Source organism: Rhodococcus sp. A14, from assembly GCF_011603105.1.
GTDB classification, from domain to species: domain Bacteria; phylum Actinomycetota; class Actinomycetes; order Mycobacteriales; family Mycobacteriaceae; genus Rhodococcus_F; species Rhodococcus_F opacus.
Map to the genome: position 1 here is coordinate 1 of NZ_JAAOQS010000020.1, position 14,427 is coordinate 14,427.

A 14,427-nucleotide genomic window follows, 5' to 3' on the forward strand; every position below is an offset into this window, starting at 1 on the left:
CCGAGGGCGACCTCATCGCCGTCCTCGAGGCCATGAAAATGGAAAACCCCGTCAACGCCCACAAGGCCGGCACCGTCACCGGCCTCGCCGTCGAACCCGGCGCCGCCATCACCCAGGGCACCGTCCTGGCAGAACTGAAATAGCGTGTGAGTACTTGTCAACCGCCCGCGGTTGACAAGTACTCACGGGTGGCGGCCGTGCATGGCGGCCGTCACCCGCGCCGCGGCGTCCCGGACCATTTCACCGATCTCCGCCGTGCGCACACCCGACATCGGCCGGGACGCGTCGGCGACACACAGTACGACTGCGGGTTCACCGTCACGGTCGAATGCCGCGGCATTGATCGACAGCGGCTGGTAACTGCCCTCCGGGTCGATGTCACCGACCACGGCATCCGCCGACAACAGTGTGCGGGCCTCTCGCAGCGCGACGGTCGAGCGATGCCCGCCCACACCGCGACCGCGGAGTTCCGACACGGCATCCGCAAGCGAATGCTGTTGCTGCTCCATGCATTCCATCGCGTATCCGCGCTCCCGGACGAGCGCGAGGGCCGGCTCGTACGTCGCCCGCAGCACGTCCACCTCGACACCCAGATTCTGCCCGCCGAGGGCATACCATTCCTCGCGCTGCTCCGGCGGATACCAGGCCGCGATCCCCGAACCGATGGGCGGCGCGAGCAGCACCTTGTCGCCGAGCCGCAGGCCCAGGGTTCCGCGGCGTCCCCCGACCGGTTGCACCACCTCGGCGACCACCACGTCGCTTCCCGATTGCACGAACGCGATGGACGCCATGTCCGACGCGTCGGCCAGTTCGTGCATCACCGACCGCGCGAGGTCGACGACGTCCGCGGCCGTCGTCGCTGCACGTCCGATGGGGATGAGCGCGGGACCGAGACGGTAGGTCTTGCGGGTGGGGTGCCGGATGAGCCACCCCGCCTCGGTCAGGGCCACGACCATCGGGTAGCAGGTCGCCTTCGCGACACCCAGGTGCCGGGCGATGTCGGCGAGGCTACGGGGCGTCTCCGGTTCGTCCGCGAGGAGTTCCGTCAGCATTACGATCCGGTCGGTCTGCGGTGAATTTCGCGCCATGTGTTTGCATAATGCCACTCTGGCGTCGCACTGTGAACGGCGTTACAGTCGAGTCGTCTGAACGATCGCTAAATCACGTGGACCCTCCGTCACAGCCGCTGCAGGAAGTGAAACCCATGAAACGCTTCGATCTACGTCGCCGGACCGACCGACTCGATCCCGAGACGCAGTACGAAGAGATCGCTCGCATTCTCGCCACGCAGGAATTTCCCTGGGACATCAACCAGGCCCTCAGCTTCGCGCTGTTCCGGACGTACGCCGTACCGACCATCGGGCGGTTGCTGTTCGAGACGGGTGAATTCACCGAACGCGTGCAGAAGCGCTACGACGACACCGGCCTGATCCTCGATGCCGTCCTCGAGCACGGCCTCACCAGCGATCCCGGTCGCGCCGGGATCCGCCGGATGAACCAGATGCACGGCTCCTACGACATCTCCAACGACGACATGCGGTACGTGCTGTCGACGTTCGTGGTGACCCCGGTGCGTTGGATCGACGACTTCGGCTGGCGGAAACTCACCCGCAACGAGATCGTCGGATCCACCAACTACTACCGTGCGCTCGGCAAGTACATGGGCATCAAACAGATTCCCGAGACGTTCGAGGCGTTCGAGAAATTCCTCGACGACTACGAGCGTGAACGCTTCCTCTTCGACGAGGGTGGCCGCGCCGTCGCCGACTCGACGCTCGCACTCCTCTGCACGTTCCCGCCGAACAACCTTGCGCCCGCCGCCCTGATCAAGCGATTCTCCTGGGCGCTCATGGACGATCCGCTGCTCGACGCGTTCGCCTACCGCAGGCCGTCCCGCCTCGCGCGAACTCTGTCGCGGGGTGCGTTGAAGGCCCGCGCCCGCCTCGTCCGGTTCTACCCCGTGCGCACGGTGCCCAAGTTCGCCCGCGACCTGCCGAACATTCGCAGCTACCCGACCGGGTACGAAGTGGAGAAACTGGGCACCTTCCCCAGAACCTGCCCCGTACAGCACACCAACGGTACGGTCGCGCGGGAAAACACCGCATCCTGAACCGCTTTGGAGGTGTGATCGACGGAAAGCCCTGTGTTCGAACTATTCTCGGACACTCGGCGAATGGCGGCGGGTATTACCTGGTTCTGCCGTAACGTGGCTGCGCGTAGAGACCGTCGACAGGAAGGGATTTTGTGCACTTCTCGCGAGGGACCCTGACCATTGCCGCACTGGCAGGAGCGGCCTCACTCGCTCTGGCGCCCACGGCAACCGCCGCAACCACCTATCAGATCTCCGTCGTTCCGCCGCTCGGGACCGTCTACGCCAACAATCTGGTGACGCTCGGCGCGCTGGTCACGCCCACCCCGACCGGCACCGACGGATCCACTCCGGTCGAACTCGAGATCACCGAGCCCGACGGCGACGTGAACACGCGAACCATCCCACTCACCCTCGGTGCCGGGACGGCAGCGATCCGGACGCACGAGGCCGGCCGCTACACCGCCGTGTTCACCTACGCCCCACCGAACGGCACACCCGCCGAGACGACGACGCAGTTCGACGCCGTCGCGTCACCGGGGCTGGGCCTGGGTAGCTGACCACCGGAACCTGCCGAGGCGCATCGCCGGTCAGACGCCGGCGGTGCGCCTCTTCTTCGGTTTGACGGGAGCCTCGGTGGATCCCACCGTCTTCATCGCGATCTCGACGTACTTGCGGGCCACCGCGTCCGGGGTCAGCTTGCCCTCGGCGTGATACCAGCGCGGAATCGACTGGCACATACCGAGAAGTGCCCGCGTCGTCTCCGCGGCATCCGACACGTCGAAGAGCTCCCTCTTCTTGCCTTCCTTGACGATCTCGAGGACCAGTTCCTCCACACCCTTGCGGACGGTGCGGTAACGCTGCCGGTTCTCCGGGCTCAGGTAGCGCACCTCGCTCTCGAGGGCCGCCAGACGGGATCGCATGGTCATCCGCAACACGATCGCCTCGATGACGTTCGCGAGTCGCTGCACGGGATCGTCGCCGCCGTCGGCGCTCGCGGCGTGGGCGCGCTCGAGAACGTCGCTGGTGGAGAGTTCCAGGAGCGCCAGGAGAACGGCCTCCTTGTTCTCGTGGTGGTAATAGAGGGCGGGTACCGTGACACCGACTCGGCGGGCGATGTCGCGCACCGACGTGCCGTGGAAACCGTGTTCGTAGAACGCGTCGAGGGAGGCGCTGAGGATCGGCGTCAACTTCGTGGGTTCGAGGCGGCGCCAGTCCGCTGCGTTGCCGACCTCGGTGGGCGTCGCACCCTTGGATGAGCTGACCATCAAAGACCTATCTACCGCTCGCTATGCCAGGACGGGTCAAGTGTAGCTGTTCAGATAGTCGGCGAAGGTCTGCGGCGGCCGCCCGGTGAGCGCCTCGACGTCCCCCGTCACCACTGCCAACTCACCGGCCGCGATCGCTGCGTACGAGGTCACCCACCCTGCGACCTCGAAGTCCGGCGCCCCGAAGTGGGCGCGGGACGCGTACGCCTCGTCCAGAGTCTCGTTCTCGAAACGCACCGAACGTCCGGTCACCCTCGTGATCGTCTCGGCGGCCTCCGCGAGGGTGAACGCCTCCGGCCCGGTCAGCCTGTAGGTGACGCCGTCGTGGTCGCCGTTGCCGGTGGTGAGGACCGCCGTCACGGCATCGGCGACGTCGTCGGGCGCCACCGCGCTGACCCGGCCGTCCCCGGCGGGTCCCCGGATGACGCCCTGATCGTCGGCCATCAGCGGGATCATCGACTGATACCAGCTGTCCTGCAGGAACGTGTACTTCAGCCCGCTCTCCCGGATGTGCTGCTCCGTGAAGTAGTGGTCGCGGCCGAAGGTGAACGTGCACTCGGGCGCCGCGCCGAGAAACGACAGGTAGACGATCCGCTCCACCCCGGCGGCACGGGCGGCGTCCACCACGGTGCGGTGCTCCTCGCGGCGGGTGGCGCTCTCGTGACCCGAGACCAGGAACAGCAGCCGGACGCCGTCCAGCGCGGCGGTCATCGCCGGACCGTCGGCGTACGTGGCCACCGCGAACGCGGAGTCGAAATGCTCGGCCAGCGGCTCGAGCCGCTCGGCGTTCCGCCCGATCAGCCGGACCCCGGCGCCACCGCCGAGCCGCTCGAGCACCTTGCCGCCGATCGACCCCGTGGCTCCTGTCACTGCAATGGTCATGGCCCGCATTCTCCCAGCGCCGGCCCTCTATCCTGACGCGTATGACTGAACCCGTGGCAACCGCTGACCTGGCAGACGAGATCGGACCCGACATCCGGAGCTGCGACACGCAGTTCATCCAGTTCGGCGGCCGTGAAGTGTTCTCCGGCCCCATCACCACCATCAAGTGCTTCCAGGACAACCTGCTGGTCAAGCAGACCCTCGGCGAGCCCGGCAACGGTGGCGTCCTGGTGGTCGACGGTGACGCCAGCATCCACACCGCCCTGGTCGGCGACATCATCGCCGGACGGGGCGTCGACAACGGCTGGGCAGGCGTGATCGTCAACGGTGCGGTCCGCGACTCGGCGATCCTGAAGACCCTCGACATCGGCGTCAAGGCGCTGGGCACCAATCCCCGCAAGAGCACCCAGACCGGCTCCGGTGAGAAGAACGTCCCGATCGAGATCGGCGGCGTCACGTTCAATCCCGGCGAGACCGTCTACAGCGATCAGGACGGCGTCGTCGTCCGCTGATCCGGCGAGAACCGAGCGGCGGTTCGGTATCTCTCGATGCCGAACCGCTGCGAGGCTCCGAGCGCCGACGCAATAATCCGGAGGAATTCAGCGGTCGTTCGCACGACCCGCTCCTAACTCGATGGCCGTACGGGCTGGCCTGCGTGTTCCTGTATGTCGTCCCCGCCATCGTCTTCCTGCTTCTACTACCCGACGCTCCTGGCCTACCTCGCGAGCACCTTTGCGTACGTGATCAATCCGGCGCTCGCCGCGAACGGCCTGTACACGGCCATCATCATCGTCACCCTGTTCTGGACCGGTGAACGCCGTGCACGTCTCCAGTCTGCGGCGACCGGCGAGCGAATTCCCTCGCGCGATGTTCGTCGCCATGGGGCTGGTCCTCGGAATCTTCGCGTACTGGATTCTCTCCGCCATCACCACGCAGGTGTATCTCGTGGTGCACCGGCTGATGTTCACGCTGCGCACACCGTCCTGGAAACAGGACTGGCGGCCGACCCGCTCGCGGAGGAGGCGTGATGACCACATCCGGTCGTATGGGCCCCGACGACCAGTCCGTGAACACCGCCCCGGTCGACGACCTGCACAAGAGGCCCGAAAACACCCACTGGATCCTGTATTCCGTCCTCGCCGCCGCGTTCGTCGGACTCCATCGTCGAAGTGAGCGACTGGTGATCGCCGTGCACTGCCCGGACAGGTCGGCGAATTTCGAGTCCGCCGTCGCCGATCTGAAACTCGTGGACGAGAATTAGGGGAACCCGAGGAGGCGTTGATGTCCGACGAAATCCGTTCCACAGTAGCCGCGCTGATGCCCACGGCGCGTGACGAACTCGCCGAACTGGTGGCCATGCGGTCGGTGGCCGATCCGCGGCAGTTCCCACCGGAGGAATGCGTTCGCGCCGCCGTGTGGGTCAGGGACGCCTTCATCGGAGCCGGGATCGGACACGTCGAACTGCTCGAGACGTCCGACGGTTCACACGCCGTCGTCGGACACCAGCCCGCGCCGGACGGGGCCCCGACGGTACTGCTCTACTGCCACTATGACGTGCAACCGCCCGGTGACGAGAAGCTCTGGCACACCGACCCCTTCACCCTCACCGAGCGGGACGGCCGCTGGTACGGGCGCGGCGCAGCCGACTGCAAGGGCAACATCGTCATGCACCTGCTGGCGCTGCGCGCACTCGGCACCCCGTTCCCCGTCGGCATCAGAATCGTCGCCGAAGGATCCGAGGAAATGGGCACCGGCGGGCTCGAGAACCTCGTCGAGGCCAGGCCCGAACTCTTCGACGCCGACATGATCCTCGTCGTCGACACCGGAAACGCCGCGGTCGGCAGCCCGACCGTCACCACAACGCTGCGCGGCATCGCGAACGTCGTGGTCCACGTCGAGACCCTGACCGGGGAGGTGCATTCGGGCATGTTCGGCGGACCCGCCCCCGACGCGCTGGCCGCCCTCGTCCAGATGCTCGCCACCCTGCGTGACGCGGACGGCAACACCGTCGTCGACGGGCTCGAGTCGGACCAGAAGTGGACGGGCGTCGACTACCCCGAGGCGCAGTTCCGCACCGACGCCGGCGTGCTCGACGGTGTGCGTCTCGCCGGTTCGAGTTCCGTCGCCGACGCCGTGTGGGCCCGGCCGGCCCTGACGATCCTCGGCATCGACTGCCCGCCGGTGGTCGGCTCGGCCGCCGCCATCCAGCCGCGCGCATCGGCGCGCCTCAACCTGCGGGTACCACCCGGTATGGACCCGCAGAAGGCGCAGGACGCGCTCGCCGCGCACCTCGAGAACGCCGCCCCGTGGAATGCGCGGGTGACGGTGGAACGCGAAGCGGTGGGCTCCGCGTTCCGCGCGACCACCGACGGCCCCGGATACGCGGCCCTCGGCGCTGCGATGGAGGAGGCGTTCGGGAAGGAACTCGGAACCGTCGGGCAGGGCGGCTCCATCCCGCTGTGCAACGTCTTCTCCGCCGTCGACCCGACAGCGGAGATCGCCCTGATCGGGGTGGAGGAACCGCGCTGCCTCATCCACGCCCCCAACGAAAGTGTGGATCCCGGCGAAATCGAGAATCTCGCCGTCGCCGAGGCGCTGTTCCTGCAGAGGTTCGCGACCGCCGACCGTCAGGACTGAGAACTCACCCGAGCCGTCATCCCACCGATCTCCACGACATCCCCGTCCCGCAACTGCCGCCCCCGCCGCACCTCGACGTCACCGTTCACCGACACGAGTCCGTCGGCGATCACTTCCTTCGCCTCCGCACCCGACTCGATGAGGTTGGCGAGCTTGAGGAATTGGCCGAGACGGATGGATTCGTCGCGGATCGGGACGGCGTCGTGAATGTCGGACATGCCTCTATCTTCCCTCTTGACCCAAATCGCGGCCCGACGGCTCACACTGAACACTGGAACACCTGTCTCCCGTGATCGGTACGTATCTCTCGCCGGGAAGGAAACGCTCGATGTCAGCTAGCACCGAGACACACCACGCGTCCGAGGCGGCCGTCCGCACCGCACCACGGCCCCGACCCGCACTCGGCTCGAAGAACGGGCGCCTGCACCAGGTTCCCCACATCGCGGGACTGATCCTGGGCGTCTTCTCGGTGCTCGTGTTCCTGTGGAGCATCTCGCCGGTACTGCGCTACTACGTGCACGTGCCGCGGGAATACGTCGACACCTACTATTTCGACGCTCCGGACACCAGCCTGTCGTGGGCTCTGGTGGTCGCGCTGCTCGCGGCGGCGCTGGCGAGCCGCAAACGCATCGCCTGGTGGCTGCTGACGATCTATCTGGTTCTGATCCTGATCACCAACGTGATCGTGAGCATCACCGACCGGAACGTGAACGCGATGGTCGCCGCCGTGGTCCAGGTGGTGCTGATCGGCATTCTCATCGCGGCCCGGCCCGAGTTCTACACGCGGGTCCGGCGCGGGGCGGGCTGGAAAGCCCTCGGCGTGCTCGTCGTCGGTCTCGCGATCGGCACCCTCGTGGGCTGGGCGCTCGTCGAACTCTTCCCCGGCACGCTGCCGCAGGGTGAACGTTTCCTGTGGGCGCTCAACCGCGTGACCGCCCTCGCCGCGGCCGACAACGAACAATTCAGTGGGCGCCCGCACGGATTCGTCAACACCCTCCTCGGCCTGTTCGGCGCAATGGCGCTGCTGGCCGCCGTCATCACCTTGTTCCGCGCCCAGCGCTCCCACAACGCGCTCACCGGCAACGACGAATCGGCGCTGCGCGGGCTGCTGCTGCAGTACGGCGCGGACGACTCCCTCGGCTACTTCGCCACCCGCCGCGACAAGGCCGTCGTGTTCGCGCCCAGCGGGAAGGCGGCCATCACCTACCGCGTCGAGCTCGGCGTGTGCCTGGCCAGTGGCGATCCGATCGGCGACCCGGAGGCGTGGCCCCACGCGATCGAGGAGTGGCAGGCACTCGCATCCCAATACGGTTGGGCCACCGCCGTGATGGGCGCCAGCGAAACCGGCGCCACCGCCTACAACAAGGCCGGTCTCACCGTGCTCCAGCTCGGCGACGAAGCCATCCTCCGCACCCGCGAATTCAACCTCAGCGGACGCGACATGCGGCAGGTCCGCCAAGCCGTCACCCGCGTCCGGCGTCAGGGCGTCACCGTCCGGATCCGCAGACACCGGGACGTCCCCGCGGAGGAGATGGCCGAAGCCATCCGGCTCGCGGACGCGTGGCGCGACACCGAGACCGAGCGCGGTTTCTCCATGGCCCTCGGCCGGCTGGGTGACCGCCTCGACGGCGACTGCCTGCTGGTGGAGGCGGTCGCCGAGGACGGCGAGATCGACGGCATCCTGTCGCTGGTGCCGTGGGGACCGACCGGTGTCTCGCTCGATCTGATGCGCCGCAAGCCGACCTCGCCCAACGGGGTGGTGGAGCTGATGGTGTCCGAACTGGCCACCACCTCGGACCAATTCGGCATCACCAAGGTGTCACTGAACTTCGCGGTGTTCCGCTCCGTCTTCGAGGAGGGCTCCCGCATCGGGGCCGGACCCATCCTGCGGATCTGGCGCTCGATCCTCGTCTTCTTCTCCCGCTGGTGGCAGCTCGAGGCGCTCTACCGCTCCAACGTGAAGTACCAGCCGGAATGGGTGCCGCGGTTCCTCTGCTTCGAGGACAATCGGGAATTGCTGCGCGTGGGATTCGCGTCGGCCGTCGCGGAAGGATTCGTGACCCTGCCCCGGTTCGGCCGCTCCGGAACCCGGGACGCCATCGAGCACACCGGCACCCACGCCGCGGTCCCCGCCGCACTCGTCGCCGCCGAAGGACTGCACTCCGACGGCAGCGCACCCGGCGAAGGCGTCGCACCGACCGCGACCGGACCGAAACGTCCCGAGCAGGTCCGCGTCCGGCTCGACAAACTGGCCGACCTCGCCGAACAGGGTATCGACCCCTACCCGGTCGCGTATCCGCCCACGCACACGGTGACCGAGGCCGTGGAGTCGCCGGAGGGAACGACGGTCCGAATCGCAGGGCGCCTGCTCCGGATCCGCGACTACGGGGGTGTCGTGTTCGCGGTGGTCCGGGACTGGTCCGGGGACATCCAGATCCTCGTCGACGAGGCCCGGGTCGGCACCGATCGCATCCGGGCGTTCGCCGCCGAGTTCGACCTCGGTGACCTCGTCGAGGTCGCCGGCGTCATCGGATACAGCCGCCGCGGAGCGCTGTCGCTGCTCGCGAACGAGTGGCGCATGACCGGCAAGTGCCTGCATCCCCTGCCGGACAAGTGGAAGGGCCTGTCCGACCCGGAGACCCGCGTCCGGCAGCGGTACGTCGACCTCGCCATCAACTCCGATGCCCGCCGCCTGCTCGAGGCCCGCAGCGCCGTCGTGAAATCGCTGCGCGATTCGCTCGGCGGCCGCGGCTTCCTCGAGGTGGAGACCCCGATCCTGCAGCAGGTGCACGGCGGTGCCAACGCGGCCCCGTTCCTGACCCACATCAACGCCTACAACCTGGACCTGTACCTGCGGATCGCACCGGAGCTGTACCTCAAGCGGTTGTGCGTCGCAGGAATGGAGAAGGTGTTCGAGATCGGCCGCGTCTTCCGCAACGAGGGCGTCGATTTCAAACACAACCCGGAGTTCACGATCCTCGAGGCGTACGAGGCGCACAGCGACTACGAGAAGATGATGGTGCTGTCCCGGGAGCTCATCCAGACCGCGGCGACGGCGGCGTACGGACGCGAGATCATCATGCGGCCCGGCCCCGACGGCACGCTGGTGGAGGTCGACATCTCCGGCGAATGGCCCGTCAAGACGATGCACCAGGCGGTCGCCGAGAAGCTCGGCGTCGACGTCTCACCCGAGACGCCCCTCGCGGAACTGCAACGGCTGTGCGACGAGCACGAGATCCCGTACCAGTCCACCTGGGACGCCGGCGCCGTCGCGCAGGAGATGTACGAGCACCTGGTGGAGGACTACACCGAATTCCCCACCTTCTACACCAATTTCCCGACGTCGATGTCACCGCTCACCCGGCCGCACCCCACGATTCCGGGGGTCGCCGCGAAGTGGGACCTCGTCGCGTGGGGCATCGAACTCGGCACCGCGTACAGCGAACTCACCGACCCCGTGGACCAGCGGAACCGGCTCACCGAGCAGTCGATGCTCGCCGCCGGCGGTGACGAGGAGGCGATGGAACTCGACGAGGACTTCCTGCAGGCCCTCGAACACGCCATGCCCCCGACCGGTGGGCTCGGCATGGGCGTCGACCGGGTGGTCATGCTCATCACCGGCGGCAGCATCCGTGAAACCCTCGCGTTCCCCCTGGCCAAGCCGAGGCAATGACCTCCCGTGGCCGGGTCGCCGTCGCTGCGCTGCTGATCCTCGGCGCCGTCGGCTACGCGTCGTGGCTGCTCGAATTCGTCCTCGACACCGGAATCGATCCGCTACGGGGGTTCGCGAGCGAACTCGCCGCCGCGGACCAGCCGTACGGATTCTGGTTCCGCACCGGCGACCTGCTGACCGGATGCGTCGTCGCCGTGGCCGGGGTACTGGGACTGTCGCGGTACTCGCAGGGCTGGGTGACGGCGGTCGGGTGGATCGCGCTGATCGTGTTCGCGCTCGCGACCATCGCCGATTCGCGCCTGCCGATGAGTTGCGCGGCCACCAACGACCCTGTCTGCGCTGCGCGTGAGGCCGCCGGGCACCTGCCGCTCACCCACGACCTGCACGCCGTGACCAGCGCGTCCGCCTCGACGGGAGGCGTGGTGTCTTCCCTCGCGTTCCTGTTGGCCGCGTTCCGCTACCAGTGGCCGACCTGGTTGAAAGTTTCCGGCGTGGCCGTGGCGACGGTGTTCGTCGGCGGCACGGTATGGACGCTGACAGCCGCGGGACTCCGCGGCGAACAGGACGCCTGGCTCGGACTCGGTCAGCGCGTCCAGCTGCTCGCCTTCTGCGGATGGCTGATCTTCGTGGCGCTCAGCGTGATTCACGTCACCCCGGAAAGGGCTGGTTCCACGTGAAACGTCCTGGGGAAATGGTCGCGGGAGTGCACGTGGTGGTGGACGGCGAGGGCCCACCCGTCGTCCTCTACGGCGGCCTGGGCGGGAACTGGTTCGACTGGGACGAGGTGGTCGAACTGCTGTCCGAGACCTGCCTCGTGGTGCGGATCGATCGTCCCGGGTACGGACTCAGTCCCCCGTCCGCCGAGCGCCCGTCCGCCCGTGGCGAGGCGGCGAGAATCGCCGACGTTCTCGACGCGCTTTCCGTGACCACCCCCGCGGTGCTCGTCGGCCACTCGCTCGGCGGCATCTACGTCGAGGCCTTCGCCCGGCTGTACCCCGACCGAACCGGCGGCGTGATCCTGCTGGACGCCACCATCACGGCCCACCCGCACCGCGTGATCCCGACCCGATGGCGTGTCACGATGGGCAGACGAGCGGCCCGAACGGCCAGCAGGGTGGGGCTGCAACGCCTCCTGGGCCCCACGGTCCGCCGGATCCTGAACCACTCGACACCCCCCGACGGGATCGCGCCGGGCACCCGTCGATGGGTCGAGCGGATCTACCGCGAGCCCGCGTACCTCGAGTCCTCGATCGTCGAGAACGCGTCGTACCCGGCGCTGGCCCAGGAGCTGGCCGCGCTGCGCGAGACCACGACGATGACGGCACCCGTCGTCGTGGCCGCCGCCCACACCGGACGCCCGACGCCCTGGGGGTCGGCGTGGATCCGCATGCAGCGACAGTTCGCGGAATTCCTCGGCGCCGCGTTCCGCGTCGTGCGTCCCGCGCACCACCACGCCATGATCGATCAGCCCGGCCAGATCGCGGTACTGGTGCGGGAGCTGGCAAGCTGATCGACGTGCAACTGCTACTGATCCGCCACGCGCTGCCCGAGCTCGTCACCGCGTCCGACGGGCGCGCGGACCCCGCACTGACCGAGGAAGGTCACGCCCAGGCCAAGCGGCTGCCTGCCGCGCTGGCCCCGTACCGTATCGCCCGGATCGTGAGCAGCCCGCAGCGCCGCGCACTCGAGACGGCGGCGCCGGTCGCCGAGGCCCTCAACCTTCCCGTCACCGAGTACGTCGGCCTCGCGGAGTACGACTACGACCTCGACCACTACATCCCGTTCCACGAGGCGGAGGCGCGGGCGCCCGAGGCCTTCGCCCGGATACGGGCCGGCGAGTTCCCGAAGTCCGTCGACGCCGACGCGTTCCGGACGCGGGTGTTCGACTCCCTCGGCCGCATCGTCGACGAGTCCGGCCACGAGGACACGGTCGCCGTGTTCGCCCACGGCGGCGTCATCAACGTGTTCCTGCAGCAACTGCTCGGGCTCGACCGACCCCTCGTGTTCCCGATCGAGTACGTGTCCGTGACCCGGGTGCTCGTCTCCCGCAGCGGTGAGCGGCGAGTGGCGTCGGTCAACGAGACCGGTCACGTCAGGGACATGCTGCGTCGATAGAACCCGCGAGAACCGCACGCACGGCGGTCGGCAGAGCGGTCGGCACGCCCGCTTCGGCGCCCGCACGTGCGATCGTGTCGATCGCCGCCGCGGTGAATTCCGCGCTCTGCACCGGCTCGTACTGCGCGGGAGTGTCGATTCCGACCGCGAACTCCGCGAAGCTTCCGGTCATCGCCTGAAGGAACGGCGCCGCCATTGCGGCGAGTTCCCCCGCGGTGCCGCCGGCGCCTCGAACCATCGCGGCGCCCTGCTCGAACCCGGCGAACATGGCGTACATCGCGCCGAGCAGCGCGAGGTCGTACATCGCCGCAGCGCCGGCGTCGTCGCCGACGAATACCGCACGCCCGAACAGTTCCAGCACCGGCCGATTCCTGTCGAACGCCTCCGCCGCGCCGCTGTAGAGCACGAACGTGTCGCCGCCCCCGATCATGTCGGGCACCGCCATGATGCCGCCGTCGACGTACTCCACTCGCGCCGCGCCGGCCCACCGCGACATCGCACGCGCCTGCTCGGGAGTGGTCGTCGTCAGGTTCACGAGCGTTCGACCAAGCAGGTCACCGGCGACGGGCTCGATCAGCTCGTGCACCGTCTCGTCGTCCGCCACACAGACGAGCACCAGCGGCGACGCCTGCACCGCCGCGGACACCGACCCGGCCGGGTGCGCACCGGAGTTCGACAGCGTGTCCGCTTTCTCCGGCGTGCGGTTCCAGACGGTGACCGTGCGACCCGCCCGCAGCAGCGCGACCACAAGAGCCCGTCCCATGGCGCCGAGCCCGAGAACGGTGACGTCGGTGCCGGTCATACGACACCCCGGGCGGACTGCGACGGTGCGACAATCGCCTCGTACACGCTGCCCGAACCGTGCCTGCCGAAACCCAGGTCGAGGGCACGCCGGTACAGCTCCCTGACCGCCGCCGGAAGTCGCGAGTCGATTTGCGCGTCCTCGGTGGTGACCGTGATGTGATCGATTCCAGCGGCCATCATCGCGAGGCTCGCGCCGACGTCGGGGTACTCCCGTCGGTCGATCTCCTCGGCTGCGCCCTCGAGGAAGAACGGCATCTGCGCGAGCAGGTCGGAGGCATAGGGCAGGAACGTCCCTGCCTGCACCCCGGCAGATTTCATCAGTGCCGCCGCATGACTCGCGCCGACCAGCGTGGTCATGAACAGATCGAGCAGCGCCTGGTACCAGAGCAGGGCCAGACCCGGATCGGCGCCGACGTACTCCGGCCGCGCTAGGAGCCCGAGCGTGTCGGACCACCGGTCGAGCACCGCGCGCGGTCCGCTGTAGAACGCGTACGCCGTGTCGTCGCCGACCAGCGTGGCCGGAACCATGATGCCTCCGGTGAGGAACTCGGCGCCGTGCCGGGCGGCCCACGCGGCAGCACGCTCGGCCTCGCGGGGAGTGTCGGAGCTGAGGTTGACCAGGACCTTGCCTGCGAGCCGGTCGGCGGCGGGTTCGAGCAGGTCGTACATCGCCCGGTAGTGGGTGAGGCTGACGATCACCAGATCGGCGGCGTCGAGCGCGTCCTCCGCGCTGGTCGCGCGGCGGGCACCTGCCGCGACGACGGCGTCGGCGCGTGACGCGGTGCGGTTGAACACCATGACCGGCACGGCGTGATCGAGGAGCGTTCCGGCCATGGCGCGGCCCATCGGCCCGAGCCCGACGACGGTGACGGAAGGCAGTTGTGCAGGCATGATTCGCTTTCGGAAGTCCGTGCCCGAGTGACCGGGCAACGCTGCGGAGCAACGCCTTCTCCAGTCTC

General features: G+C 68.3%; 16 protein-coding genes and 1 pseudogene. 11 read left to right on the forward strand and 6 right to left on the reverse strand.

Going from position 1 to position 14,427, the window contains the following annotated elements; translation table 11 throughout:
* Positions 1 to 143: biotin/lipoyl-containing protein (locus G9373_RS13340; protein ID WP_164061674.1), on the forward strand; the 143-nt coding region annotated here is incomplete at its 5' end.
* A gap of 39 nt (positions 144 to 182) precedes the next feature.
* On the opposite strand, the gene G9373_RS13345 is transcribed toward G9373_RS13340, so the two are convergent.
* On the reverse strand, positions 183 to 1,088 hold the full coding sequence (locus tag G9373_RS13345) for a helix-turn-helix domain-containing protein (RefSeq protein WP_133985844.1): 906 nt from the start codon (positions 1,086 to 1,088) through the stop codon (positions 183 to 185).
* 116 nt (positions 1,089 to 1,204) lie between these two features.
* Between G9373_RS13345 and G9373_RS13350 the strand changes: the two genes are divergently transcribed.
* Positions 1,205 to 2,110, forward strand: a complete 906-nt coding sequence (locus G9373_RS13350; RefSeq protein WP_005563995.1) for an oxygenase MpaB family protein — start codon at positions 1,205 to 1,207, stop codon at positions 2,108 to 2,110.
* Positions 2,111 to 2,244: 134 nt separating this feature from the next.
* Positions 2,245 to 2,649, forward strand: a complete 405-nt coding sequence (locus tag G9373_RS13355) for a hypothetical protein (protein ID WP_005263374.1) — start codon at positions 2,245 to 2,247, stop codon at positions 2,647 to 2,649.
* Positions 2,650 to 2,679: 30 nt separating this feature from the next.
* Here the strand turns inward: G9373_RS13355 and G9373_RS13360 are convergent, their stop codons facing one another.
* Both G9373_RS13360 and G9373_RS13365 read right to left on the reverse strand, forming a co-directional pair.
* Positions 2,680 to 3,357 (reverse strand): TetR/AcrR family transcriptional regulator, encoded by a 678-nt coding sequence (locus G9373_RS13360; protein WP_005263375.1) that lies wholly within the window; start codon positions 3,355 to 3,357, stop codon positions 2,680 to 2,682.
* Between the two features lie 36 nt (positions 3,358 to 3,393).
* Entirely contained in the window at positions 3,394 to 4,239 is an 846-nt protein-coding gene (locus tag G9373_RS13365) for an SDR family oxidoreductase (RefSeq protein WP_005563991.1), read from the reverse strand.
* Positions 4,240 to 4,280: 41 nt separating this feature from the next.
* On the opposite strand from G9373_RS13365, the gene rraA reads away from it, so the two are divergent.
* From rraA to G9373_RS13385, 4 genes and pseudogenes are all read left to right on the forward strand, one after another.
* Positions 4,281 to 4,751: a ribonuclease E activity regulator RraA gene (gene rraA / locus G9373_RS13370; RefSeq protein ID WP_005563989.1), complete on the forward strand. Its 471-nt coding sequence runs from the start codon at positions 4,281 to 4,283 to the stop codon at positions 4,749 to 4,751.
* A 128-nt stretch (positions 4,752 to 4,879) separates the two neighbouring features.
* Positions 4,880 to 5,166: pseudogene (locus G9373_RS13375) on the forward strand (hypothetical protein); the annotation flags it as partial.
* A 100-nt stretch (positions 5,167 to 5,266) separates the two neighbouring features.
* Positions 5,267 to 5,500, forward strand: a complete 234-nt coding sequence (locus G9373_RS13380; RefSeq protein WP_167115435.1) for a hypothetical protein — start codon at positions 5,267 to 5,269, stop codon at positions 5,498 to 5,500.
* Positions 5,501 to 5,520: 20 nt separating this feature from the next.
* Positions 5,521 to 6,876, forward strand: a complete 1,356-nt coding sequence (locus G9373_RS13385) for a dipeptidase (RefSeq protein ID WP_167115438.1) — start codon at positions 5,521 to 5,523, stop codon at positions 6,874 to 6,876.
* Here the strand turns inward: G9373_RS13385 and G9373_RS13390 are convergent.
* The gene (locus tag G9373_RS13390; protein WP_120660031.1) at positions 6,867 to 7,094 is read right to left on the reverse strand and encodes an RNA-binding S4 domain-containing protein; all 228 of its coding nucleotides are present in this window, start codon (positions 7,092 to 7,094) and stop codon (positions 6,867 to 6,869) included. The genes G9373_RS13385 and G9373_RS13390 overlap by 10 nt on opposite strands.
* Positions 7,095 to 7,204: 110 nt before the next feature.
* Between G9373_RS13390 and lysX the strand changes: the two genes are divergently transcribed.
* The 4 genes from lysX to G9373_RS13410 are packed head-to-tail and all read left to right on the forward strand — an operon-like array spanning position 7,205 to position 12,664.
* The gene (gene lysX, locus G9373_RS13395) at positions 7,205 to 10,549 is read left to right on the forward strand and encodes a bifunctional lysylphosphatidylglycerol synthetase/lysine--tRNA ligase LysX (protein WP_167115441.1); all 3,345 of its coding nucleotides are present in this window, start codon (positions 7,205 to 7,207) and stop codon (positions 10,547 to 10,549) included.
* Complete coding sequence (locus G9373_RS13400; protein ID WP_054247538.1) at positions 10,546 to 11,226, forward strand: DUF998 domain-containing protein; 681 nt, start codon at positions 10,546 to 10,548, stop codon at positions 11,224 to 11,226. Before lysX ends, G9373_RS13400 begins: the two co-directional genes overlap by 4 nt.
* 14 nt (positions 11,227 to 11,240) lie before the next feature.
* Positions 11,241 to 12,059: an alpha/beta fold hydrolase gene (locus tag G9373_RS13405; RefSeq protein ID WP_167115500.1), complete on the forward strand. Its 819-nt coding sequence runs from the start codon at positions 11,241 to 11,243 to the stop codon at positions 12,057 to 12,059.
* Positions 12,060 to 12,064: 5 nt separating this feature from the next.
* Complete coding sequence (locus tag G9373_RS13410; RefSeq protein WP_167115445.1) at positions 12,065 to 12,664, forward strand: histidine phosphatase family protein; 600 nt, start codon at positions 12,065 to 12,067, stop codon at positions 12,662 to 12,664.
* Here G9373_RS13410 and G9373_RS13415 read toward each other — a convergent pair.
* On the reverse strand, positions 12,642 to 13,466 hold the full coding sequence (locus tag G9373_RS13415) for an NAD(P)-binding domain-containing protein (RefSeq protein ID WP_167115448.1): 825 nt from the start codon (positions 13,464 to 13,466) through the stop codon (positions 12,642 to 12,644). The genes G9373_RS13410 and G9373_RS13415 overlap by 23 nt on opposite strands.
* Positions 13,463 to 14,359: an NAD(P)-binding domain-containing protein gene (locus G9373_RS13420; RefSeq protein ID WP_240960484.1), complete on the reverse strand. Its 897-nt coding sequence runs from the start codon at positions 14,357 to 14,359 to the stop codon at positions 13,463 to 13,465. Before G9373_RS13420 ends, G9373_RS13415 begins: the two co-directional genes overlap by 4 nt.
* Positions 14,360 to 14,427: the final 68 nt, after the last annotated feature.